Consider the following 22,499-nt stretch of genomic DNA (forward strand, 5'->3'; position numbering starts at 1 on the left):
CACGCCGATGATAGTGCGGATTGCCCGTGTGAAAGTAGGTAATCGTCAGGCTCCTTATCCAGCAGAACCCCGGCCCTCACAAGCCGGGGTTTTTGCGTTGGCGGCAGGCAAATGGCCTCTGTCTGCCCATGAGCCTCGCGATAATATGGCCAAACAATCTCCGCGACCTGAAAACTCAGGGCGTCGTTGCGGACCAACCGGCGCGCGGCGCGTCGAACCGCGCGTCTGCGTTCAATGCCTGCGGTGTACCCGATCAAGCACGTGATGCGTGACCAGCCAGTGATGCATCATGCCTTCGCCGTCGTGTTCTTTCCGGTAGGCACGGGACTCGAAGATCGATAGCCCGAGCAGAACAAGCAGGCCGACGGCCAGCCCGGCGAGACCCGCAATAGTTTCGGCATCCATGGCAGCCTCCTTCGGTTGCAGCCATACAAGTATCTTAGGACAGCAACAGGCAGGAAAAAAAGTGGGGAAAATCGGGCGCGACATCGCCCCCGATTTTCGTGCCAGAAGCGAAATAAATTTGAAAGGATTCGGACGAATGCTTCGTATCTTTGTTGCAGCAGCGATGGCCGCTTTCCTCTCCGCATGCGCCGACGATATGACCGTCAAGCACCATGGGACGCCGCCGCAGGATCCGCCTGACTATCACGGCGTTCCGACCGACGACCGGCCGCCCACGATGATCGACAACCCTCCGCCGGCTCAATAACGACTGTGGGGCGCGGTGCCGTCAAGACTGACCGGCGCGAGGAACGATGGCGCGGGAAACCCGTGGCAACAGCGGCGAGAGCGTCAACCCTCTTGCGGCCATGAAGAGCAGCAACGCACCCCACAAGCCATGATTGCCGAAAGGGCCTACCAGGGCCCACGAGGCCACCAGAAATAGGGCGAGCGATAACGCCATCGCACGCATGAGATCGTGCGTGCGCGTAGCGCCTATGAAGACGCCGTCCAGCAGAAAACCCCAGACCGAAATCACCGGCGAGAGCGCAGCCCAAGGCAGGAAGGCCCGCGCGGCATCGCGCACGGCAGCTTGATCGGTTAGCCGGTCGATGATCCAGCCGCCCGCCGCCCAATAGACCAGCGAAAACCCGAGTGCGCCGAGCACGGACCAGAGCAGGTTCACCTTGACCGCTTGCCGGAAGGCATCGCGGTCGCGCGCGCCGATAGCGGCGCCGACCAGTGCCTCGGCCGCGTGCGCAAAGCCGTCCAGGCCGTATGCCATGAAGGTCTGAAAATTCAGCAGCAGCGCATTGGCGGCCAGTATGGTGTCGCCCTGCTTCGCCCCCAGATGGGCAAACCAGCCGAACGATCCGAGCAGGCACATCGTCCGCAGAAAGATATCGCGGTTGATGGCAACGAGGCGCTTGAGTGCCTTCGGTTCGAGCACGTCAGCCCATTGAAGCGGTGAGAGGCCGCGGGGCCGTAGCCCCCAAAGCACTGCTGCGCCGAAAACAAAGCCGCATGTATCCGCCGTTGCGGTGGCCGCGCCGATACCGGCAATGCCCCAATGCAGCCCATATACATAGAGCAGCACCGCGATCATGTTCACGACGTTGATGAACACCTGAGCGGCGAGCGCCACCCGCACCCGCTGGGTACCCAGCAGATAGCCAAGCACGACGTAGTTCGCAAGGCCGAACGGGGCGGAGCCAATGCGCCCCGCGCAATAGAGTCGGGCGTTGGCCTGCACCTCATGGCTGCCGCCTATCAACGCGAGCACGTAGCGAATCAACGGCGCCTGGATCGCCAGAATCAGGGCGCCGATCGCGAACGCCAGCAGTAGCGCGCGCACGACATTGGCGCGCAGTGCCGCGCGGTCGCCGGCGCCGAATGCCTGTGCGACGAGCCCGGTGGTGCCCATGCGCAGGAAGCCGAATCCCCAGAATACAAAGTTGAAGAACAGCCCGCCAAGCGCTACGCCGCCGAGGTCGGCCGCACTGCCGAGGTGACCCGCGACCGCCGTATCGACTGCGCCGAGTATCGGTTGGGTGAGATTCGCGAGGACGATCGGAAAAGCGAGCGTCAGAACCCGACGGTGCCAGCCGCGCTCTGCAGGAAGGGGAAGGCTGTCGCTCAACCGCGCTCCTGCACGCAGATCCAGGGGGAGACGACGACCGCCCACAATTCCGGCTTGCGCGCGGCATAGTCGGTGGCGGTGCCAGCCTGCATTCGCTCGATGAACCCGGCGGAAAGCCATTGGGTGACGGGTTCGGCGTCGTCGCTTGCTATGGCCTCGGCGACGCTCACGAGATCGAGATCGCGCGCGACGGAAAGCAGCTTGCCTTGCGCGAAGAACCGCTCGAGATCCTCCCAGTCGATTTTTGCGGTTTCGCCGAGCAACTTGGCATACAGTGCGCTGGGCGCGGCGTCTGGGGTAGTCATGGTCATGTTGGAAAGGTTGCGGCAGATACTATAAACGATCCCGTGCTGCAGACGATGCGCGGAAAATCGCGCATGGCCCGGGCTATCCTTATTAATAATACAAAGCGATTTTCGACTTAATCATAAAAAGCAGACAAAAGCCGGAATTGATAAATATGTTTTAAATTCCTGTGCGCAATCTCGGCTGAATCGCGATGTGCGTGCGTTTGCCCACAAAATCGACTCAGGCGGGGCGGATCGAAATTGTTCATTGCCGGCGGCGTCGGAAATGTCCTCGAATCGCCTTCGTCCGGCTTTGATGGATTGAGAAAAATCCTTTCCAGTCAACGATCTGGATGTTATGTATTGATTTTGTAAAGTTATAACGGCAAGCGCGGGTAATGCTCGATGGCAGCGCTTACGGCGATCAGGTTCGCCATAAAAAGCGGGTGTGGTCCTTAATCCGTGCGCCGAGACACATTTTTAATCGAATTAAATCGTTGCGCCCGTTAACCGCCATTGATAGATTGCACTTCGGCGCATGGTAAACCGGTCCTTTGCCGATATGCGCCAAACCCCCGTTAGCCCGGCGCCATGCCGGGCTTTTTTTTCGTCCGGAGTTCGATTCGCCGAAACTCAGCGTAACGGCAAATCGTGGGTCGGGTCGATCGATCGGCCCTGATAGCGTAGCTCGAAGTGCAGCATCACGCGATCGCTGTCGGTGCTGCCCATCTGTGCAACCTGCTGCCCTTGTGCCACCGTTTGACCTTCTTTCACGAGCAGCGTCTGATTGTGTGCGTAAGCCGTCAGGTAGTCGCCGCTGTGCTTGATGATCAGCAGATTGCCGTAGCCGCGCAGGCCGTTGCCGGCATAGACGACCGAGCCGGCCGCCGCCGCCACTACCGGGGTACCCGCGCTGTTGGCGATGTCGATGCCCTTCGAATTGCGCCCGTCGAAACTGCGGATCACGGTGCCGTTGGCCGGCCAGACGAGGGAGATCGAGGAGGCGGGTGCGGCAGCCGGTGCATTGTCGGCGGCGGAAGGAGCGGGACGGCTGGCTCGGGGTGCAGCGCTTGCCGCGGGCGCCGCGGAGCTGACCGCGCCCGCGGGCGGTGCGACGCGCAGGACCTGGCCTACCTCGATGGCATCGGGATTGGACAGGTTGTTCCAGCGCACGATGTTTTGCACGGACTGCCCTTTGCTGCGCGCAATTTTGTTTACCGTGTCGCCGCGTTCCACACGGTAGTAGCCGGGGCCGACTGGCGCCGATCCGCACGCGGCGAGCAGCGCGACTAGCGTCGCGCAGGCGAAACGTCTGATTCCTGTTGCCAACATTGAACCTCGCAAGGCGCTGCCGGGCGGACAGGCCGCGCCAGCAAAACGTCTGATTTTAGCGGGTTTGTCCGGGCGGGCGCGTCATTGTCGCTTGCAGCGCGCTCGTCGCCGTCCGGGATGGAAGCGGGCGACGGTCCCCGGAGGCTTGCAGGTAGCGTTAGACGAGCGCGTCAACGCGGATGCGCAGATCGGCTCGCGCACTTGCCCCAGGCGCGAGCCAATGCAGTCCGAGCCCGTTGTGGATCGCATCCGGCAGGCCGAGCCACGGCTCGATGCAATAGAAGTCGGAGTTTTCGGCTTCGGTCCAGGTCGTCACCGCGTACCACGGCATCGAGCCGGGGCGATCGAGTTCGATCGTCACGACACGGCCAAGACCTGGCGCGATCATCCGTACCGGTGCGGCGGGCGGCGTCGGCTCGAGCACGTGAAAGCGGTCGAGGATCTGCGGGTCGTCGAGGCGGTACTGTGCCGCGCCGGCTTCGGATGGGCTAATCGAGCCGTCCGGCAGTTGATATCGGCGCACTGTCGGCGGCAGTTCCATCGTGGTCTGCGCGCGTTGCCCATGGGGTAGCGCGAAATAGAAATGGTGACCGGCGTACCAGGGCAGCGGATTGTTACCGGTATTGGCCGCAGTCAGCGAGACATCGAGCGTGTGATCGTCGGCGAGGCGGTAGGCCGCTTCGAAGCGGAACGAGAACGGGTAGCCGGTGCGGGTGGCCTCCGAGTCGGCGAGCGTCATGTGAATACCGCGCCCGTCGTCATCGATCTGCGTCGCGAACGGCAGGTCGCGCGCGAAGCCGTGCATGGGCAGATCACGGACGACACCCTGTGCGTCGCGCCAGCGGCCGATCTGGCCATCCACGCGATGACGGCCGAGGAACGGGAACAGCAGCGGGTTGCCGCCGCGTATGCGCGCGGGCTCGCTCCAGTTCGCCTGCTCGGGCCAGTGGATGACAGGTTGGCCGTCGACATGCCACGAGAGCAGCCGTCCGCCGGCCCACGGGGCGAAGCGCAGCATCGAAGCGCCGCTGGAGATATCGAGGATGTCGTGCTGAGGGCTGGATTCCATTGGGCTCGCGTGAGGAAAGGGGGAGGGGTAGGCGGGTCGCGGCTGCGCCGCGCCATGCACGCGGATTGTGCGCCGCTTTCCGATGCGTGAAAACCCTTTGTCGGGAAAGCGCGGGTATGGCGCGCGAAGTCGGGGACGGATAATCGCGCTACATCGTGCGATAGCGCACGGATTGATCCAGGAGGTTCCATGGATATCGCCATGGCCATGAGTACGGCACTGTTCGGCCTGTTTGTCGGCAGTAGCGCTTACTTTTTCTACAAGATGGCGCGCTGAAGCACGCACACCTCGCGGCCTGCTTCAGCCCCGTTTTCCAGCGCTTTCCACGCTATCGGCGGATATCGCATCCCGTCCGCGCGACCGGCTCCCGATTGCGCGACTGCGTCCCTCATCACCTGGCGCCATTCTCCACGTCTGCGTCCGCAAAATTGTTGCGGCGCCGTAAATTTGCCGACAAATCTCCCTCGATGCGTGGCGCTCAGCGGCGGCCACCGGCATAATCGGTGCGCTCTGCCGCGCCGACACTGCCTCGGCTCGGCGTCAACCACCCCACTTTGAGGATTCGCGAGTGAGTCTCTGGTTTCTACTCTTTTTGAGCGTGCTGCAGGGCGTTACCGAACTCTTTCCTGTCAGCAGCCTTGGCCATACGTTGCTGGTGCCGGCGTTGTTTGGCATGCATATCGACAAGCATGCGCCACAGTTGTTGCCGTTCCTGGTCGCGCTGCACCTCGGCACCGCCGTTGCGCTGCTGTGGTATTTCCGCGAACGCTGGGTTGCGCTGATCCGCGGTTTCTTTGGCTCGCTCGCCGGACGCCACAGTGACGACAGCCATATGGTGTGGGCGCTGATCATCGGCACGATTCCGGCCGGAATCGTCGGCCTCGTGCTGGAAAAGCGCATTGAGGCGCTCTTTCATGACCTGCGCATCGTCGCTGTCGCGCTGATGATCAATGGCGTGTTGCTGTGGTTCGGCGATCGCCTGCAGCGCACCCGTACGCATCGGCCACCGGAGCGGCTCTCGTTTCGCCAGGCTTTTCTCGTGGGCCTCGCGCAGATCGGTGCGTTGATCCCGGGTTTTTCCCGCAGCGGTCTCACGATGATCGCGGGTAATGCTGCCGGACTGACGACCGAGAAGGCCGCTGAGTTCTCGTTTCTGCTCGGCACGCCGATCATTTTCGCCGCGGGGCTGCTTGAACTGCCGAAGCTTTTTCACGCGCGCGATCAGTTGATGACGGCGGTGGTGGGCGGTGTGCTCACGGGCATTGCCGCATGGCTTAGCGTGCGCTTCCTGATGCGTTATTTCGAAGGACGCGGGCGTCTTGCCTCGTTTGGCGTGTACTGCGTGATCGCGGGCGCCATTTGTCTCGGCTGGTTCGTGGTCCATCAGCAGCCGGTCTGACGCGACGCGGGTCGGGTGCGGCCCGCCTGATCCGGACGCGGTATAATCCAGCGCCCGTCTTGCCGCGTTCGACGCGTGGGAAGGCGGGTGGCGCGGACGACGCGCTTCTGCGCGACAGTAGCTCAGCTGGATAGAGCATCGGCCTTCTAAGCCGAGGGTCGGGGGTTCGAGCCCCTCCTGTCGCGCCAATCAATTCAAGCAATTAGCCCGGTCGTTGCGACTGGGCTTTTTGTTTTTTGCACGGAGCAGGAAGAAAGCAGCTACCCGCCTCAAAGACTCGCAATCATGCAACAGGTAGCAATAAGTACAACGAACGACACGAGCAAGCAAACCGTGCCGCCGCGCAACATAGAGTCGGGCCAGTGCGGCGCGGGTACGTGGATGGCGCGGGGCAGGCGCGCGGCGGTGCCGGATGCCGGCAGGTAATGCGCCACAAGGGCCATGAGGCCGATGCAGATGAGGGCGAGCGCGAAGGCGAACACCCGAAGGGCGGTAGAGTAGGTCATGATGGACAATATGCGAGTCTGTCGGGACAGCTGAGGCGTCGAATGTGTCCAGAATAGGGAGACAATTCTTACGTCGCTATCAGACTCGTCCCAAACGGTGGCCCCGTTCGCGTTCACCCGTGCGCAGGAAAAATAGGGCGCGTGCTATCCTCCCCGGCGACGACAGCCTTTCAAGGAGAAGCTTCGATGCCGATGTCCCCCCGAATCCTGTCCAGCCTTGGCGCGGGTCTGCTGCTCGCGACGCTTGGCAGCGTTGCCCATGCCCAGAATCTCGGCTTTCTCAACAACACGCCGGCGGCCTACATGAGGCAGGCCGACAACGCTTCGCTTTCCAAGGCCGTGCGCGAGGCCGTCGATCAAAAGCAGGACGGCGAGTCCGCGACCTGGACAAACGAAGGTCTGCGCAACAGCGTGAAGATCGACGCGACCATCACGCCGACGAAGACCGAAACGACCGGCGATACGACCTGCCGCGACACCCAGGTGGTCGTCAACGCCAAGGGCCAGTCGATGACGCTGCGTCCGCGGTTCTGCCGCCAGGGCACGGGCGCATGGGTCTACCAGAAGACGCATTGAGCCCCGCGGCGTGAGCGGCAAGATCGTTTCGTGCGGCACGGTACTGCTCGATCCGCAGGGCCGGGTGCTGCTCGCGCATGCGACAGGCACGAACCACTGGGACATCCCGAAGGGGCAGGGCGAACCCGGCGAGACGGAGAGCACGAGCGCGCTGCGCGAAATGGTGGAGGAGACGGGCATCGAGATCGACGCATCGCGCCTCACGGACCTCGGGCGCTTCGTCTACCGGCGGGACAAGGATCTGCATCTCTTCGCCGCGCGTGCGTTGCCGCAGGAACTCGACCTGTCGCGCTGCCACTGCACGTCGCTCTTTCCGCGCCGCGAAGACGGCGTGATGATCCCCGAAATGGACGCGTGGTCGTGGATCGCCCCTGGCGATGTCGCGCGCTACGCGAGCCGTAGTCTCACGCGCCTTTTCGAGACAACGCTTTCGCTTGCGGAACTGCATCGCACGCTGTGAGCGGTGCGCATTGCCATCGCTGCCGTGCCAATAAAAAACCGCACTTTGAAGTGCGGTTTTTTTTCGACTGGCGGAACGCTCGTGCCGCTTATTTACCCCAACTGTCGCGCAGGCCGACGATGCGGTTGAACACCGGCTTGCCCGGCTTCGAATCGTAGCGGTCGGCAACGAAGTAGCCGTGACGTTCGAACTGGTAGCGGTCTTCCGGCACCGCGTCGCGCGCGCCCGGTTCCAGATACGCCTGCACCACGCGCTTCGAATCCGGATTGAGCGCTTCGAGGAAGCTACGGCCGCCGGCGTCAGGCTGCTCTTCGCGGAACAGGCGGTCGTAGAGCCGCACCTCCGCCGGGCAGGCCTGCGCCGCGCTCACCCAGTGGATGTTGCCCTTGACCTTGTAGTTGTTCGCGCCTTCGGTACCTGACTTGCTGTCCGGGAAGTAGTTGCAGTGCACGGCGACCACGTTGCCGTTCTCGTCCTTGTCCGCGCCCGTGCATTCGATCACGAAGCCGTAGCGCAGACGCACCTTGTTGCCCGGGAACAGGCGGAAGTAGCCCTTGGGCGGCGCCTCGTTGAAATCCTCGCGCTCGATCCACAGCTCGCGCGAGATCGGGAACGTGCGAAGGCCGCGCTCCGGATGATGCGGATGCACAGGGGCCGTGCAGTCCTCGCTCTGGCCTTCGGGATAGTTGTCGATGATGAGCTTGAGCGGATCGAGCACGGCGGCCGTGCGCGGCGCCTTGTCGTCGAGGTCGTCGCGCAGTGCGCCTTCGAACACGCTCATGTCGATCCACGAATCGACCTTGGTCACGCCGATGCGCTCGCAGAAGAGCTGGATGGCCTCGGGCGTGAAGCCGCGGCGGCGCACTCCGACGATGGTGGGCATGCGCGGGTCGTCCCAGCCGTCCACGTGGCCTTCGGTCACGAGTTGCAGCAGCTTGCGCTTGCTCGTGATCGCGTAGGTGAGGTTCAGGCGCGAGAATTCGATTTGCTGCGGCAGCGGGCGAGTGAAGACGCCGGCGTCCGCCAGTTCGTTGAGCACCCAGTCGTAGAGCGGGCGATGGTCCTCGAATTCCAGCGTACAGAGCGAATGCGTGATGTTTTCGAGCGCGTCCGAGATGCAATGCGTGTAGTCGTACATCGGATACACGCACCACTTGTCGCCCGTGCGGTAGTGGTGTGCGAAGCGGATGCGGTAGATCACCGGATCGCGCATGTTGAAGTTCGGCGACGCCATGTCGATCTTCGCGCGCAGCACGTGCGCACCTTCCTCGAACTCGCCGGCCTTCATGCGGCGGAACAGGTCGAGGTTTTCTTCCACGGAGCGATCGCGGAACGGCGAGTTCTTGCCCGCCTCGGTGGCCGAGCCGCGGTTCGCGCGCATCTCGTCCGGCGACTGGCTGTCCACATACGCTTTGCCGCGCTGGATCAGCAGTTCGGCGAACTCATAGAGTTTGTCGTAGTAGTCGCTGGCGTAGAAGAGGTATTCCTGATCGTCCTTCTTCCATTCGAAGCCCAGCCACTCGACGGCGTCGACGATCGAGTTGACGTACTCGACGTCTTCCTTCTCCGGGTTCGTGTCGTCGAAGCGAAGGTGGCATACGCCGCCATAGCTTTTCGCGACGCCGAAGTTCAGGCAGATGCTCTTCGCGTGGCCAATGTGCAGATAGCCGTTCGGCTCCGGCGGGAAGCGCGTTTCCACGCGCTGGCCCCACTTGTCCGAGCGGTTGTCGTCGTCGATGATGTTGCGGATGAAATTGGATGCCGCAGGCGCGTCCGTGCGGTCGGCGTCTTTACGTTCGGTATTCATGCGAAAAGGGAAGATCGTTCGAGGGCGCGCGCTTTTGCCAGGACTCCGACGAGATTCCGTCGGGATGGCGGCGGCACGCGCGCCGGGCTGATGATGACCATTCTACCTGACGCAACCGGGCGCGACAGTCCGCGGGCCGCGCAGGCCCGTCAACGTCGCGAGCGGCCCTGGCAACCGGCCGCGGGGCCATCGAATCGATGGCGGTATGAAGAGGCGCTAGACCACGCCCTTGCCGCGCAGCGACGCCACCTCCTCGTCGCCGTAGCCGAGCACGTCGCGCAGCACCTCGTCGGTGTGCTCGCCAAGCGTCGGCGGATGGTTTTCCACGCGCGGCGGCGTCTCGCTCATGCGTACGGGGTTGCGCACGAGCTTGACCGTGCCGCCCGACGGATGCGGCAGGTCCACGCGCATTTCGCGCGCCACCACCTGCTCGTTCTCGAACACTTCGGAGAGGTCGTTGATCGGCCCGCAGGGCACGCCAGCGCCCTCCAGCGCCGCGATCCAGTCGGCCTTCGCGCGCGTGCGGACCATCTCCGCGAGGATCGGCACGAGCGTATCGCGATGACGCACGCGCTCCGGATTGGTCGCGAAGCGCGCGTCGTCGGCGAGTTCCGGCCGGCCGCCCGCTTCGACGAACTTGCGGAACTGCCCGTCGTTGCCCACTGCGATGATGATCCAGCTGTCGCTCGTCTGGAACGCCTGGTAGGGCACGATATTGGGATGCGCGTTGCCCCAGCGCGCCGGCGGATTGCCGCTCGCGAGGTAGTTCGAGTTCATGTTCGCGAGCATGGCCACCTGCACGTCGAGGAGCGCCATGTCGATGTACTGGCCCACGCCGGTGCGGTCGCGGTGCGCGAGCGCCGTGAGCACGGCGATGGTCGCGTACATGCCCGTCATCAGGTCGGCAATGGCCACGCCCGCCTTCTGCGGGCCGCCGCCGGGCAGGCTGTCGCGCTCGCCCGTGATGCTCATGAAGCCGCCCATGCCCTGCACGATGAAGTCGTAGCCCGCGCGCGACGCATAGGGGCCGGTCTGGCCGAAGCCCGTCACCGAGCAGTACACGATATCGGGCTTCACTTCGCGCAGCGACGCGTAGTCGAGGCCATATTTCTTGAGCTGGCCCGCTTTGTAGTTCTCGAGCACGACGTCGCTTTGCGCGGCGAGTTCGCGCACGATGCGCTGGCCTTCCGGCGTGGCGATATCCAGGGTCACGGACCGCTTGTTGCGGTTCGCGGCGAGATAGTAGGCGGCTTCGGCCGTGTCCTCCCCGCTGGGCGTTTTCAGGTACGGGGGGCCCCAGTGGCGCGTGTCGTCGCCGGCGCCGGGGCGTTCCACCTTGATCACGTCCGCGCCGAAGTCGGCGAGGGTCTGCGCGCACCACGGGCCTGCCAGCACGCGGGTCAGGTCGAGTACGCGGATATGGCTCAGAGCGCCCATAGAGTGTCTTCCGATGTAGTTGTCTGGCTGGCCGCGAGGCGCGGCGCGTTCACGGCATCTTAAGGGATTCGGACTCCCTATGCCAATTTTCGGTACGTTGTTTCGCCAAGCGGAACTTAGCGATGTTGTGCGGGGGAGTGGAGTACGCGATGTCGCGCCTTCGCACGCCGGACGGAGCGCGCTGCCGCGAGCCTGCTTCGATCCCGTATAATCGACCGATTCCCCAGCGAGCGATGCACGCGCGAACACGCCGTTTTGCGCCGGGTTAGCCGCTGATCGAAACCGCTACGAACCCGGTTCGAACCCAACCGAAACAACCGGAGGCCCTCCGGCCGTCACGTCGGCGCACGACTCGCGCGCGGCGTGCCGCCAGGCAGGCCCGAAGGCCGGGACATACGCACAGGACGCCCGCAAGCACGCCATGAAAGCCGCTGAAATCCGCGAGAAATTCCTCAAGTTCTTTGAATCGAAGGGCCACACCATCGTGCGCTCGTCGAGCCTCGTGCCGGGCAACGACCCCACGCTGCTCTTCACCAATTCCGGCATGGTGCAGTTCAAGGACGTGTTCCTCGGCACCGAATCGCGCCCGTACTCGCGCGCGACCACCGCGCAGCGCAGCGTGCGCGCCGGCGGCAAGCACAACGATCTGGAGAACGTCGGCTATACGGCGCGTCACCACACGTTCTTCGAGATGCTCGGCAACTTCTCATTCGGCGACTACTTCAAGCGCGACGCGATCCACTACTGCTGGGAACTGCTGACGAAGGTCTACAGCCTGCCGGCGGAAAAGCTCACGGTCACCGTCTACCAGGAAGACGACGAGGCGTTCGACATCTGGGCGAAGGAAATCGGCGTGCCGACCGAGCGCATCATCCGCATCGGCGACAACAAGGGTGCGCGCTACGCGTCGGACAACTTCTGGCAGATGGCCGATACCGGCCCCTGCGGTCCGTGTTCTGAAGTGTTCTACGACCACGGCCCGGAAATCTGGGGCGGCCCCCCGGGGTCTCCTGAAGAAGACGGCGACCGCTTCATCGAGATCTGGAATCTCGTGTTCATGCAGTTCAACCGCGACGCCCAGGGCAACATGACGCCGCTGCCCAAGCAGTGCGTCGATACGGGCATGGGGCTGGAGCGTCTCGCGGCCGTGCTGCAGCACGTGCACAGCAACTACGAGATCGACCTGTTCCAGAACCTGATCAAGGCCGCCTCGCGCGAAACGCATACGCCCGATCTCACGAACAATTCGCTGAAGGTCATTGCCGACCACATCCGCGCGTGCTCGTTCCTGATCGTCGACGGCGTGATTCCCGGCAACGAAGGCCGCGGCTATGTGCTGCGCCGCATCGTGCGTCGTGCGATCCGCCACGGCTACAAGCTTGGCCAGAAGAGCGCGTTCTTCCACAAGCTCGTGGCGGACCTCGTCGCGGAAATGGGCGCGGCCTACCCGGAACTGAAGGAAGCAGAGCAGCGCGTGACCGACGTGCTGCGCCAGGAAGAGGAGCGCTTCTTCGAAACCATCGAGCACGGCATGTCGATTCTCGAAGCCGAGCTGGCCGATCTGGAGAAGAAGGGCGGCAAGACGCTCGACGGCGAGCTCGCGTTCAAGCTGCACGACACCTACGGCTTTCCGCTCGACCTCACGGCGGACGTTTGCCGCGAGCGCAACGTGAGCGTCGACGAACCGGCTTTCGACGATGCCATGGCGCGCCAGCGCGAGCAGGCCCGCGCGGCGGGCAAGTTCAAGATGACCCAGGGCCTCGAGTACTCGGGCGCGAAGACCACGTTCCACGGCTACGAAGAGATTGTGTTCGACGACGCGAAGATCGTCGCGCTCTACGTGGACGGTGCATCGGTCAACGAAGTGAAGACCGGTCAGGACGCCGTGGTCGTGCTCGACCACACGCCGTTCTACGCGGAATCGGGCGGCCAGGTGGGCGACCAGGGCGTGATCGCGAACGCGAGCGTGCGCTTCGCGGTGACCGATACGCTCAAGGTCCAGGCCGACGTTTTCGGCCATCACGGCACGCTCGAACAAGGCACGCTGAAGGTGGGCGACGTCGTGAAGGCGGAAATCGACGCGATCCGCCGTGCCCGCACGCAACGCAACCACTCGGCCACGCACCTGATGCACAAGGCGTTGCGCGAAGTGCTCGGCACCCACGTGCAGCAGAAGGGTTCGCTCGTCGACGCCGAGAAGACGCGCTTCGACTTCGCGCACAATGCGCCGATGACGGACGACGAAATCCGCCGCGTGGAGCAGATCGTCAACGCGGAAGTGCTCGCGAACGCGCCCGGCATCGTGCGCGTGATGCCGTTCGACGAAGCGGTGAAGGGCGGCGCGATGGCGCTCTTCGGCGAGAAGTACGGCGACGAAGTGCGCGTGCTCGACCTCGGCTTCTCGCGCGAGCTGTGCGGCGGCACGCACGTGACGCGCAGCGGCGACATCGGCCTCTTCAAGATCGTGATGGAAGGCGGCGTGGCCGCGGGCATCCGTCGCGTGGAAGCGATCACGGGCGACAACGCCGTGCGCTACGTGCAGGAGCTCGACGCGCGCATCAACGCGGCGGCCGCGGCTTTGAAGGCGCAGCCTGCGGAACTCACGCAGCGCATCGCGCAGGTGCAGGACCAGGTCAAGTCGCTCGAAAAGGAACTGGGCGCGCTCAAGTCGAAGCTGGCGTCGAGCCAGGGCGACGAGCTCGTGGGCCAGGCCGTCGAGGTGAACGGCGTGCACGTGCTGGCGGCGACGCTCGAAGGCGCCGATGTCAAGACGCTGCGCGAGACCATGGACAAGCTCAAGGACAAGCTCAAGAGCGCGGCGATCGTGCTGGCGGCGGTGGAGGGCGGCAAGGTGAGCCTGATCGCCGGCGTCACGGCCGAGGCGAGCAAGAAGGTCAAGGCGGGCGAGCTCGTGAACTTCGTCGCCCAGCAGGTGGGCGGCAAGGGCGGCGGTCGTCCCGACATGGCGCAGGCGGGCGGCACCGAGCCGGCCAACCTGCCGGCCGCGCTCGCAGGCGTGAAGGGCTGGGTCGAGGCGAAGCTGTAAGCGCCGATTCGGTCGTCAATTCGTCCGGTCGTTAATTCGTCCGTTAGCGGGTTTGAAGAAGGGCTGTCCGTGAGGGCAGCCCTTTTTGTTGCGCGTCTCCCGCGTCTTGTGCGCCTCCGGCGTTTTCCAGCAGGGCGCCCTTGAGCGCGTCGAGCGCCGGCGAAAAATGTCCGCGCCGCCAGATGAGCAGCGTGTCGATGAGCCCGTGCTTCCCCAGCGGATGCATCGCAATGTCGTCCACGTTGCGCTGCAGTTCCAGCACCGAGCGCGGTGCGACCGCCACGCCTGCGCCTGCCGCCACACAGGCAACGATCGCGTGATACGACCCGAGTTCGAGCACGCGCGTGGGCCGGATGCCGTATTCGAGATACCAGCGCTCGATGTAGCTGCGATAGGCGCAGCCGCGCTCGAACGCGACGAGCGTGGAGAGGGCGACGTCGCCGGGCTGGCGGATCGGCCGGTGGCCGCGCGGGGTCAGTATCACGAGTTCCTCGCGGTAGACCGGCACGTACTCGAACAGCGCGGCGTCGGGCGGGCCGCCGAGCGGCATGGAGATCAGCGCGGCGTCCACCTCGAATTCCCTCAGGCGCTGGGTCAGGTGGCTGGTGGTGCCGGTTTCGAGTTCGAGCGTGACCTCGGGCCAGTCCTGGTGATAGCGCGCGAGCACGCCGGGCAGGCGGCTTGCCGCCGTGCTTTCCATCGTGCCGAGGCGCAGCCGTCCCGAGGGTCGGCCGCTTTTGACCGCGTGGCGCGCTTCGTCGGCGAGCGCGAGCAGGCGCTCGGCGTAGGGCAGCAGCGTTTCGCCCGCGGGCGTCAGGACGAGCCGGCGCCCTTCGCGCGTGAAGAGCTCGGCGCCGAGCTGTTCTTCGAGCTGCTTGATACGCGTCGTGACGTTCGACTGCACCCGGTTGAGCTTCGCCGCCGCGCGCGTCACGCCGTTTTCGTGGACCACCGCCCGAAAAATGGCCAGTGCGGTCAGATCCATGATTCTCTCCTTGGGATGGATTCGCTCATCATAATTCATTTTTCGTGATCGATTGGATGGCTTACGATACGGCAAGGTCGATTTGCGTCTTCCGCGCCTTTTGCCGCCATGAATGATTTCGTCTCCCGTCCCGCCGCTTCTTCTGCCGAGCCGCATGCCCGCTCGCACGGCCCCGATGCCGCGCGCCAGACCGCGCTCGCGTGCATGGTGACGCTCGCGGTGGCGCTGGGCGTCGGCCGTTTCGCGTTCACGCCGCTCCTGCCGCTAATGCTGCACGGAGGCGGACTGGATTTGCGCCACGGCGGCTGGCTGGCGTCGCTCAACTACGCGGGCTATTTTGCGGGTGCGCTCAGTTGCGTGGCGCTGCGCGGCGCGCATGCCACGATCGTCCGCGTGGGGCTGGCCGCGACGGTCCTGCTGACGCTGGCAATGGGGCTCACGCAGCAGTTCTGGATCTGGGCCGTGGTGCGGTTCGTGGCGGGCGCCGTGAGCGCGTGGACCTTCGTGTTCGCCTCGCAATGGGGTCTGCGGCGGCTGGCCGAATTGAGCGCGCCCGAGTGGGGCGGCGTGATCTATACGGGCCCGGGCGTCGGCATCGTCGCGACCGGGCTTGTCGTCAGCGCAGCCGGCGGTCTTGGGGCGCGCGCCGGCTGGATCGGCTTCGGGCTGATCAGCGCGGTGCTCGCCGTGTTCGTGTGGTCCACTTTCGGCGAGGACCGGCGCGCGCCGGCGCCCCGCGCGGCAGGAGCTGCACGCGCCGCGGCCGGGGCAAATGCTCCCGCCGCACCCGATACGAACCGCGCCGACGCCTTCTGGCTCGTCCTGCTCTATGGCGTGCCGGGCTTCGGCTACATCATCACGGCGACCTTTCTGCCCGTGATCGCGCGCCATGCGCTGCCCGGCTCCGTGTGGCCCGACCTGTTCTGGCCGATGTTCGGCGCGGCGCTGATCGTGGGGGCGCTCGCCGGTGCGCGCCTGCCGCTGCATTGGGACAATCGCCTGATGCTCGCGGGCTGCTACGTGTTCCAGGCCGTGGGCATTGCGCTGGGGATCGTCTGGCCGAACGCGGCGGGCTTTTCGTTCGGCAGCGTGCTGATCGGGCTGCCGTTCACGGCCATCACGCTGTTTGCGATGCGCGAAGCCCGCTTGCTGCGCGGCGAGCATGCCGCCGCGCTGATGGGGTATGCTACGGCCGCCTACGGGATCGGCCAGATCGCCGGGCCGCTCGTGGCCGCGCCGCTGGCGGCGGCGACCGGCTCCTTCTCGCCGTCGTTGTGGCTCGCGGCGGCCGCGCTCGTGGCCGGAGCGCTCGGCCTTGTCTGGCGAGCCTGCACGCGCGGCCGGATAGCGCACTAGAATAGTCGCCTTGCGTCCGTCGTGAGCGTGCCCGCCGGGCCGCGCGGCGGCATCGGGCTTGCCTTGCGCATGCCCCCATCGACATGAGCGACTACCAGTACTGTCCCCGCTGTGCCTCGCGTCTCACCGAACGCGCCGATCCCGCCCACGAAGGCGGCCGCGTCCGCCTTGCTTGCCCCGATCTCGTCTGCGGGTACGTGCACTGGAACAATCCGCTGCCCGTTGTCGCCGCGATCGTCGAATACGAGGGCCGCGTGCTGCTCGCGCGCAACGCCGCCTGGCCCGAGGGCATGTTCGCGCTCATCACCGGCTTCCTCGAAAACGGCGAGACGCCCGAAGAGGGCATTGCGCGCGAGGTGTTCGAAGAGACTGCGCTGCGCGCCGAGAGCGTCGAGCTCGTCGGCGTCTACGAGTTCATCCGCAAGAACGAACTCATCATTGCGTATCACGTGAAGGCGACGGGCACGATTGCGCTTTCCCCCGAACTGCTCGAATACCGCCTCGTCGAGCCCGCCAAGCTGCGGCCGTGGCGCGCGGGCACGGGCCAGGCGCTCGGCGAATGGATGCGCCGGCGCGGCCTGCCGTTCGAATTCGTCGAACGGCCCGGGCAGTGATGCGCCTGCCAGCGCGCTTTCCTCGCAACCTTTCCCGTACCGCCTTCCCAGGATCACGCCGATGAACCGACCCGTCACCGTTTCCCGTGCAGGCTATCGCCACTTCCTGCCGATCGGCACACGCTGGATGGACAACGATGTCTACGGCCACGTGAACAACGTCGTTTACTACAGCTATTTCGACACCGTCGTAAACGAGTATCTGATCCGCGCGGGGGCGCTCGACATCGAGCATGGCGCGACGATCGGGCTCGTCGTCGAAACGCAGTGCAACTACTTCGCGCCGCTCGTGTTTCCCGAGCGTGTCGATGCGGGATTGCGCGTGGCGCGTCTTGGCTCATCGAGCGTGCGCTACGAGGTCGGGCTCTTTCGCGAGGGCGAGGAGGCGCCTGCGGCGCAAGGCCATTTCGTGCACGTCTACGTCGATCGCGCGACGCGGCGGCCCGTAAGCGCGCTGCCCGATGCGCTGCGTGCGGCGCTCGAACCGCTTGTCGTGACCGAAGCCGTCGCCGATCCTACGCGCGGCTAAGCAGCGCCGCATTCGCTTGGGTGCGACTGCGACTGCGGTTGCGGTTGCGGGCGCAGGTGTGGGCAAGCGCGAGCCCGCGCTCTAGCGCGCAACGCCCACGCGCGCGAGCGCCGTCATCGGCCCGAGGCTCCTGAGTGCCTGCAATTGCGCCGCGTCGCGCACGAAGAACGAGCCCGCAAAGCCGAGCGCATTGACCGAAATCCCTTCTGCGCGCTCCTCCGAGCGCGGCACGGCCAGCATCCAGCGGCGCGTGACAAGCAGGTTGTACGGCGCGCCCTGGTGCGGCACACCGCCTACGTAGATAACGGGAACGCCCGCCGCGTCGAGCAGTTCGCGATAGCACCCGAGCGCCTCGCGCGCGGCTTCGTCGACGGCGCCGCCGGCAAGGTCGAGACGCGCGAAGGCATGACAGAACGGCAGATCGGGCACGGTTTCGACCGGCAGCGTGTCGTGCACGACGTGCGCGCGGTCGAGCAGCGCCTCCATAGGCACCGGCGGCGCGCTGTCGCCAAGCGGCAACGGCACCACCTGCAGGTGCTTGTGCGGCTGGCTCGCGCCCGCCGCCGTTCCCCCGTTATAGAAGCCGAGGCCGTCGAGCTCGCGCAGCGCCATGACGAGCGCCGCGAAGTCGGCGGCGTCGAGCAGCGCTTCCTGCGGTTCGAAGGCTCGCGTCACGATCAGCAAGTGATGATCGATCACGTTGAACTTGTTGAGCAGTGCGACGTGCGTGGGCGAAAGATCGGCGACGAAGAGGTCGTCGTCGTACGGCAGAAAGGGGTTATGCGGTGCTTGGGTATCCTGCGTTTTTCGTGCCGCGTCCTTGCGTGCGAGATTGGCCGCCACGCGCACGGCGAAGCGCACGCCGTGATCGTCGATCGGTGTGAGCGCGGTTTCGATCGGCAGCAGCGCGCCGCGCTGGAGCGCCAGCGCCGTTTGCCGTTCGAGCGCCGTGTACAGGTCGACGGACGAGCTCATCGGCGCTCAAGCCTTGTAGCCGATCGCGCGCAGCAGGTCCTTGCGCCAGCGCACGTCGTCTTCGGCTTCGATGCCCAGCGGCGGGAAGCCGTCCACCACGCCGACAATGCCGCGCCCCTGGTCCGTTTCCGCAATCAGCACCTGGGTCGGATTGGCCGTCGCGCAGAAAATGCGGCAGACCTCGGGAACCGACTTGATCGCATTGAGCATGTTGACGGGGAAGAAGCCGTCGCCGAGAAAGACGATGAAGCTATGTCCCGCGCCGATGCGCTGCGCGTTGTCCGTCGCCATCTCGACGAGCGTGTCGTCGGTGCCCGAGCGGCGCACGAGCCGCTTGTCCGATGCCTCGCAGAACGCGAGCCCGAAACGGATGCCCGGCACGGCGCCGTAGATCGCCTCGTGCAGGTCTTCGACCGTTTTGATGAAATGCGATTGCCCGAGGACGAAGTTGGTGGCCTCGGGCTTGACGATCTCTACCGTGGACAGTTGCATGGCGGACCTCGCGCGTGGGCGTCACGAAGGGCGGCGGCCCTCGTCGGGACGGGGGCTTCGGATCGGCTTGCGATGCGCAAAGCGCGAATGCCTTGCCGTCAAACCCAGTGTAGTACGTCCCGTGCGCGGCGCCACGCCGGGCAAAACGCGGGCCGAACACAGGCCAGGCGCGGACCCAAGAAAACGGCCGGCGCCCCCAGGGGCATCCGGCCGTTCTGTCTTGCACGCGCGAGGCCCGAGGACCTCGCCTTTCATTCAGGCCGCGGCCTTCTTCGCCCGCTTGCCCTCGACGTCGGGCAGGAACACGGTGAGGATGCCGATCAACGGCAGGAACGAGCAGACCTTGTAGACGAAGCCGATGCTCGTGGCGTCGGCAAGCTGGCCGAGCACGGCCGCGCCGATGCCGCCGAGGCCGAACGCGAAGCCGAAGAAGAGGCCGGCCACCATGCCGACCTTGCCCGGAATCAGCTCCTGCGCATAGACGAGGATGGCCGAGAACGCCGAGGCCAGCACGATGCCGATGATCACCGTCAGCACGCCGGTCCAGAACAGGTTCGCATAGGGCAGCAGCAGCGTGAAGGGCGCCACGCCGAGAATCGAGCCCCAGATCACGTACTTGCGGCCGATGCGGTCGCCCACCGGGCCGCCGATGATCGTGCCCGCGGCAACGGCGGCGAGGAACACGAACAGATGTATCTGCGCGGCCTGTATGGGCAGATGGAAGCGGTCGATCAGATAGAACGTGAAGTAGCTGTTGATGCTCGCGAGGTAGAAGTACTTCGAGAACACGAGCAGCACGAGCACGCCGATGGCGCTCGCCACGCGGGCGCGCGAGAGCGCGACATGCGGCATCTCGGCACGCTTTTTCTTCATGCCCGGATGCGCCTTGTACCAGCGGCCGATCTGCGTGAGCACGAACATGGCGACGAGTGCCGCCACCGAGAACCACGCGATGCTGCGCTGGCCGTGCGGAATGATGATGGCCGCGGCGAGCAGGGGCCCGAGCGACGAGCCCGCATTGCCGCCCACCTGGAAGAGCGACTGCGCAAGGCCATGGCGGCCGCCCGAGGCCATGCGCGCGACGCGGGACGATTCGGGATGGAACACCGAGGAGCCGCAGCCCACCAGTGCCGCCGCCACGAGCAGCACCCCGAAGGTCGGCGCGACCGACATCAGCAGCAGCCCGCACAGCGTGAAGCCCATGCCGACGGGCAGCGAGTACGGCATCGGCCGCTTGTCGGTATAGACGCCTACGAGCGGCTGCAGCATCGACGCCGTGATCTGGTAAGTGAGCGTGATGAGGCCGATCTGCGTGAACGACAGCGAGAAGTTGTCCTTCAGCATCGGATAGATGGCGAGGATCAACGACTGGATCATGTCGTTGAGCAGATGCGAAAAGCTGATCGCGCCGAGCACGGAGTACACGGTGCGCTGGGCGCCGGAGGCGCTCGGCGCAGACGCGGGGGCGGCGCCGGGCAGGGCGCGCTTGTCGAGGCTGGTTTCCATCGTGTCCAAGGGCAGAGAGCTTCATGCGGGAGCCGTACCCCAGTGGGGCGAGAGAGTCGGCGACGGCATGAAAGGAACATGTATATGAGTTATGAGACGCAGTGTAATGTGTCTCGTCTGCACGGTCAGGACATATTTTGTCGAGATTGGGACATTCCCCGCGAGGCGTTTTATTGGCGGTACTTTTTGATCGTGTATAACCCGCCGGTGCGCGTGCCCACGAGGCGCGTCGCTACGGGGCCGGAACGCGAGACCGATACCGGCGCGATGTTAAAGATCGCGCGCGAATTTGCCGTTGACCGGGTTGTGGCGCGCTGTGTCGATCAGTCTGTGCGCGTCCGACAAAACGCTGGAGACCGTCAAAACATGAAAGCTGTATCGCAGGGCAGCCGGCAAGCCGGCTTCGTGCCGCAGGACCCAGGCGCCGCGGGTGCGCCCCAGGCCTCCTCCCGAGCCGCGCGGCAAGGCGGCGGCAAAGCGTTTTCAGTCAAGGCGACATTGCGCACCGCATTTGCCGTGCTGCTGATCGGCACGCTCGCGATGGGCGCGTTTTCGCTCGCGCAGATCAGCCGCCTCAACGGCTCGACGCAGTCGATCTACGAACAGGGCTACGTGGCGAGCCGCGCGGCCGAAGAGGTGCGCGGTCACATGCTGCGCGCGAGCCGCGCCCAGAAGATGCTGCTCACGGCCACCACGGCGAAGGAGCGCGACGAACTGGGCGAGGATATCGATCACGATCTCGCGGCGCTCGGGAGCGAGATGGATCAACTGCAGCAGGATGCGCAGCGCTCGGGCGGCGCGGCGCTCGATCTCCAGAAGAAGCTGGCGGGCGCGAGTTCGACCTGGAGCGGTCATCTGCGCGATTTCGTGACGCTAGTGAAGGCGCAGCCGCTCGACCTTTCGCAGATGGGCTGGCAGGTCGCCACGCAGGACGTCTCGCTGCTCGTCGAAACGGAGAAGCTCGAAAAGCTGGTCGATGAGCTCGTCGAGCAGCGCGGCGCCGCGGCGAAAGAAACGATTTCGGCGGCGGCGTTCATCTTCAAGTCGTCGTTCGTGATGATCGCGGCGGCTACCGTCGCGCTGTTCGTGCTCGCGTTCTTCGTGAGCGAGTGGGTCGTGCGGCGCATCGCACGGCAACTGGGCGGCGATCCCGCGGTGGCGAAGGCAATTGCGAGCCGCATTGCGGCGGGCGATCTCGCTCAGCCCGTAAAGCTCGATGCGCGTGCCGCCTCGAGCATGCTTGGCGCGCTGCGCGACATGCAGCAAGGTCTTTCGGTGACGGTAGCGGAAATCGCCGCGAGCGCCGAGGCGATCGCCTCGGCGTCGAGCGAGATATCGACCGGCAACCTCGACCTCTCGAAACGCACCGAGGACCAGGCGGTCGCGCTCGAACGCACCGCAAGCAGCATGGAGCAGCTCACCTCCACCGTGCGCCTGAACGCCGAGAACGCCGCGCAGGCGAGCACGCTGGCGGGCAACGCGTCGGAAATTGCGGAGAAGGGCGGCGCCGTGGTGGGCCGCGTGGTCTCCACGATGAACGAGATCAACGACAGCGCGAAGAGCATTGCCGACATCATCGGCGTGATCGAGGGCATTGCGTTTCAGACCAACATCCTGGCGCTCAACGCGGCCGTCGAAGCGGCGCGGGCGGGCGAGGAAGGGCGTGGCTTCTCGGTGGTCGCGGGCGAGGTGCGCAATCTCGCGCAGCGTAGCGCCACGGCGGCGAAGGAGATCAAGTCGCTCATCAGCGCCTCGGTGGAGCGCGTGGCGAACGGCTCGACGCTCGCGCAGGATGCCGGCCGCACGATGGACGACGTCGTGAAGGCGGTCAAGCGCGTGAACGACATCATCGGCGAAATTTCCGCGGCGTCGCACGAGCAGCGCGCGGGCATCGAGGAGATCAGCCGTTCGGTCACGCAGATGGACGCCGGCACGCAGCAGAACGCGGCGCTCGTGGAAGAAGCCACGGCCGCCGCCCAGTCGCTCGACGATCAGGCCAAGGCGCTCAAGCGGCTGGTCGGGAAGTTCAGGCTGGCGTGA

At 65.2% G+C, this 22,499-nt stretch carries 21 protein-coding genes and 1 tRNA gene; 10 read left to right on the forward strand and 12 right to left on the reverse strand.

The window, feature by feature from the left end; translation table 11 throughout:
* Positions 1-231: 231 nt before the first annotated feature.
* Positions 232-405: a hypothetical protein gene (locus V8683_RS22780; protein ID WP_411190067.1), complete on the reverse strand. Its 174-nt coding sequence runs from the start codon at positions 403-405 to the stop codon at positions 232-234.
* Between V8683_RS22780 and V8683_RS22785 the strand changes: the two genes are divergently transcribed.
* Entirely contained in the window at positions 404-712 is a 309-nt protein-coding gene (locus V8683_RS22785; protein ID WP_411190601.1) for a hypothetical protein, read from the forward strand. The two genes, V8683_RS22780 and V8683_RS22785, sit on opposite strands and share 2 nt — an antisense overlap.
* Positions 713-733: 21 nt before the next feature.
* Here the strand turns inward: V8683_RS22785 and V8683_RS22790 are convergent, their stop codons facing one another.
* The 4 genes from V8683_RS22790 to V8683_RS22805 form a co-directional block, all read right to left on the reverse strand.
* Complete coding sequence (locus V8683_RS22790; RefSeq protein WP_411190578.1) at positions 734-2,083, reverse strand: MATE family efflux transporter; 1,350 nt, start codon at positions 2,081-2,083, stop codon at positions 734-736.
* Entirely contained in the window at positions 2,080-2,394 is a 315-nt protein-coding gene (locus tag V8683_RS22795) for a DUF2288 domain-containing protein (protein ID WP_411190066.1), read from the reverse strand. Before V8683_RS22795 ends, V8683_RS22790 begins: the two co-directional genes overlap by 4 nt.
* Before the next feature lie 609 nt (positions 2,395-3,003).
* On the reverse strand, positions 3,004-3,702 hold the full coding sequence (locus tag V8683_RS22800; protein WP_411190065.1) for a peptidoglycan DD-metalloendopeptidase family protein: 699 nt from the start codon (positions 3,700-3,702) through the stop codon (positions 3,004-3,006).
* A gap of 157 nt (positions 3,703-3,859) precedes the next feature.
* Positions 3,860-4,771: an aldose epimerase family protein gene (locus V8683_RS22805; protein ID WP_411190064.1), complete on the reverse strand. Its 912-nt coding sequence runs from the start codon at positions 4,769-4,771 to the stop codon at positions 3,860-3,862.
* 568 nt (positions 4,772-5,339) lie between these two features.
* On the opposite strand from V8683_RS22805, the gene V8683_RS22810 reads away from it, so the two are divergent.
* Entirely contained in the window at positions 5,340-6,170 is an 831-nt protein-coding gene (locus V8683_RS22810; RefSeq protein ID WP_411190062.1) for an undecaprenyl-diphosphate phosphatase, read from the forward strand.
* A gap of 111 nt (positions 6,171-6,281) precedes the next feature.
* Positions 6,282-6,358, forward strand: a tRNA-Arg gene (locus tag V8683_RS22815).
* A gap of 81 nt (positions 6,359-6,439) precedes the next feature.
* Here V8683_RS22815 and V8683_RS22820 read toward each other — a convergent pair.
* The gene (locus V8683_RS22820) at positions 6,440-6,676 is read right to left on the reverse strand and encodes a hypothetical protein (RefSeq protein ID WP_411190061.1); all 237 of its coding nucleotides are present in this window, start codon (positions 6,674-6,676) and stop codon (positions 6,440-6,442) included.
* A 186-nt stretch (positions 6,677-6,862) separates the two neighbouring features.
* On the opposite strand from V8683_RS22820, the gene V8683_RS22825 reads away from it, so the two are divergent.
* Positions 6,863-7,252 carry a hypothetical protein gene (locus V8683_RS22825; protein ID WP_411190060.1) on the forward strand — a complete coding sequence of 130 codons (390 nt, stop codon included), beginning with the start codon at positions 6,863-6,865 and terminating at the stop codon, positions 7,250-7,252.
* Positions 7,253-7,262: 10 nt separating this feature from the next.
* Entirely contained in the window at positions 7,263-7,712 is a 450-nt protein-coding gene (locus V8683_RS22830; RefSeq protein WP_411190059.1) for an NUDIX hydrolase, read from the forward strand.
* 88 nt (positions 7,713-7,800) lie between these two features.
* Here V8683_RS22830 and V8683_RS22835 read toward each other — a convergent pair whose 3' ends face one another.
* Positions 7,801-9,519: a glutamine--tRNA ligase/YqeY domain fusion protein gene (locus V8683_RS22835; RefSeq protein WP_411190058.1), complete on the reverse strand. Its 1,719-nt coding sequence runs from the start codon at positions 9,517-9,519 to the stop codon at positions 7,801-7,803.
* Between the two features lie 216 nt (positions 9,520-9,735).
* Positions 9,736-10,956 (reverse strand): CaiB/BaiF CoA transferase family protein, encoded by a 1,221-nt coding sequence (locus V8683_RS22840; protein ID WP_411190057.1) that lies wholly within the window; start codon positions 10,954-10,956, stop codon positions 9,736-9,738.
* A 421-nt stretch (positions 10,957-11,377) separates the two neighbouring features.
* Between V8683_RS22840 and alaS the strand changes: the two genes are divergently transcribed.
* The gene (gene alaS / locus V8683_RS22845) at positions 11,378-14,002 is read left to right on the forward strand and encodes an alanine--tRNA ligase (protein ID WP_411190056.1); all 2,625 of its coding nucleotides are present in this window, start codon (positions 11,378-11,380) and stop codon (positions 14,000-14,002) included.
* A gap of 43 nt (positions 14,003-14,045) precedes the next feature.
* On the opposite strand, the gene V8683_RS22850 is transcribed toward alaS, so the two are convergent.
* Positions 14,046-14,987 carry a LysR substrate-binding domain-containing protein gene (locus V8683_RS22850; RefSeq protein WP_411190055.1) on the reverse strand — a complete coding sequence of 314 codons (942 nt, stop codon included), beginning with the start codon at positions 14,985-14,987 and terminating at the stop codon, positions 14,046-14,048.
* A gap of 108 nt (positions 14,988-15,095) precedes the next feature.
* On the opposite strand from V8683_RS22850, the gene V8683_RS22855 reads away from it, so the two are divergent.
* The 3 genes from V8683_RS22855 to V8683_RS22865 all read left to right on the forward strand — a co-directional run bounded on the left by V8683_RS22855 (position 15,096) and on the right by V8683_RS22865 (position 17,486).
* Positions 15,096-16,343: a YbfB/YjiJ family MFS transporter gene (locus V8683_RS22855; RefSeq protein WP_411190054.1), complete on the forward strand. Its 1,248-nt coding sequence runs from the start codon at positions 15,096-15,098 to the stop codon at positions 16,341-16,343.
* An 83-nt stretch (positions 16,344-16,426) separates the two neighbouring features.
* Positions 16,427-16,957, forward strand: a complete 531-nt coding sequence (locus tag V8683_RS22860; RefSeq protein ID WP_411190053.1) for an NUDIX domain-containing protein — start codon at positions 16,427-16,429, stop codon at positions 16,955-16,957.
* Positions 16,958-17,018: 61 nt separating this feature from the next.
* Positions 17,019-17,486 (forward strand): acyl-CoA thioesterase, encoded by a 468-nt coding sequence (locus V8683_RS22865; RefSeq protein ID WP_411190052.1) that lies wholly within the window; start codon positions 17,019-17,021, stop codon positions 17,484-17,486.
* Positions 17,487-17,567: 81 nt separating this feature from the next.
* On the opposite strand, the gene V8683_RS22870 is transcribed toward V8683_RS22865, so the two are convergent.
* The 3 genes from V8683_RS22870 to V8683_RS22880 all read right to left on the reverse strand — a co-directional run bounded on the left by V8683_RS22870 (position 17,568) and on the right by V8683_RS22880 (position 20,459).
* Positions 17,568-18,461 (reverse strand): ATP adenylyltransferase family protein, encoded by an 894-nt coding sequence (locus tag V8683_RS22870; RefSeq protein ID WP_411190051.1) that lies wholly within the window; start codon positions 18,459-18,461, stop codon positions 17,568-17,570.
* A 6-nt stretch (positions 18,462-18,467) separates the two neighbouring features.
* Positions 18,468-18,953 carry an adenosine-specific kinase gene (locus V8683_RS22875; RefSeq protein WP_411190050.1) on the reverse strand — a complete coding sequence of 162 codons (486 nt, stop codon included), beginning with the start codon at positions 18,951-18,953 and terminating at the stop codon, positions 18,468-18,470.
* Positions 18,954-19,208: 255 nt separating this feature from the next.
* On the reverse strand, positions 19,209-20,459 hold the full coding sequence (locus tag V8683_RS22880) for an MFS transporter (RefSeq protein ID WP_411190049.1): 1,251 nt from the start codon (positions 20,457-20,459) through the stop codon (positions 19,209-19,211).
* Positions 20,460-20,825: 366 nt separating this feature from the next.
* Between V8683_RS22880 and V8683_RS22885 the strand changes: the two genes are divergently transcribed.
* A complete protein-coding gene (locus V8683_RS22885) occupies positions 20,826-22,499 on the forward strand; it encodes a methyl-accepting chemotaxis protein (RefSeq protein WP_411190048.1) in 1,674 nt (557 codons plus the stop codon).

The sequence above is a fragment of the Paraburkholderia sp. AV2 genome, from assembly GCF_054968425.1.

Bases quoted from the DNA above. Each gene is read 5' to 3' on its own strand.
- V8683_RS22850 (WP_411190055.1), bottom strand. From the start codon at position 14,987: ATGGATCTGACCGCACTGGCCATTTTTCGGGCGGTGGTCCACGAAAAC.
- V8683_RS22805 (WP_411190064.1), bottom strand. From the start codon at position 4,771: ATGGAATCCAGCCCTCAGCACGACATCCTCGATATCTCCAGCGGCGCT.
- V8683_RS22875 (WP_411190050.1), bottom strand. From the start codon at position 18,953: ATGCAACTGTCCACGGTAGAGATCGTCAAGCCCGAGGCCACCAACTTC.
- V8683_RS22835 (WP_411190058.1), bottom strand. From the start codon at position 9,519: ATGAATACCGAACGTAAAGACGCCGACCGCACGGACGCGCCTGCGGCA.
- V8683_RS22865 (WP_411190052.1), top strand. From the start codon at position 17,019: ATGAACCGACCCGTCACCGTTTCCCGTGCAGGCTATCGCCACTTCCTG.
- V8683_RS22820 (WP_411190061.1), bottom strand. From the start codon at position 6,676: ATGACCTACTCTACCGCCCTTCGGGTGTTCGCCTTCGCGCTCGCCCTC.
- V8683_RS22860 (WP_411190053.1), top strand. From the start codon at position 16,427: ATGAGCGACTACCAGTACTGTCCCCGCTGTGCCTCGCGTCTCACCGAA.
- V8683_RS22870 (WP_411190051.1), bottom strand. From the start codon at position 18,461: ATGAGCTCGTCCGTCGACCTGTACACGGCGCTCGAACGGCAAACGGCG.
- V8683_RS22885 (WP_411190048.1), top strand. From the start codon at position 20,826: ATGAAAGCTGTATCGCAGGGCAGCCGGCAAGCCGGCTTCGTGCCGCAG.
- V8683_RS22880 (WP_411190049.1), bottom strand. From the start codon at position 20,459: ATGGAAACCAGCCTCGACAAGCGCGCCCTGCCCGGCGCCGCCCCCGCG.
- V8683_RS22840 (WP_411190057.1), bottom strand. From the start codon at position 10,956: ATGGGCGCTCTGAGCCATATCCGCGTACTCGACCTGACCCGCGTGCTG.
- V8683_RS22825 (WP_411190060.1), top strand. From the start codon at position 6,863: ATGCCGATGTCCCCCCGAATCCTGTCCAGCCTTGGCGCGGGTCTGCTG.
- alaS (WP_411190056.1), top strand. From the start codon at position 11,378: ATGAAAGCCGCTGAAATCCGCGAGAAATTCCTCAAGTTCTTTGAATCG.
- V8683_RS22855 (WP_411190054.1), top strand. From the start codon at position 15,096: ATGAATGATTTCGTCTCCCGTCCCGCCGCTTCTTCTGCCGAGCCGCAT.
- V8683_RS22800 (WP_411190065.1), bottom strand. From the start codon at position 3,702: ATGTTGGCAACAGGAATCAGACGTTTCGCCTGCGCGACGCTAGTCGCG.
- V8683_RS22785 (WP_411190601.1), top strand. From the start codon at position 404: ATGGCAGCCTCCTTCGGTTGCAGCCATACAAGTATCTTAGGACAGCAA.
- V8683_RS22795 (WP_411190066.1), bottom strand. From the start codon at position 2,394: ATGACCATGACTACCCCAGACGCCGCGCCCAGCGCACTGTATGCCAAG.
- V8683_RS22780 (WP_411190067.1), bottom strand. From the start codon at position 405: ATGGATGCCGAAACTATTGCGGGTCTCGCCGGGCTGGCCGTCGGCCTG.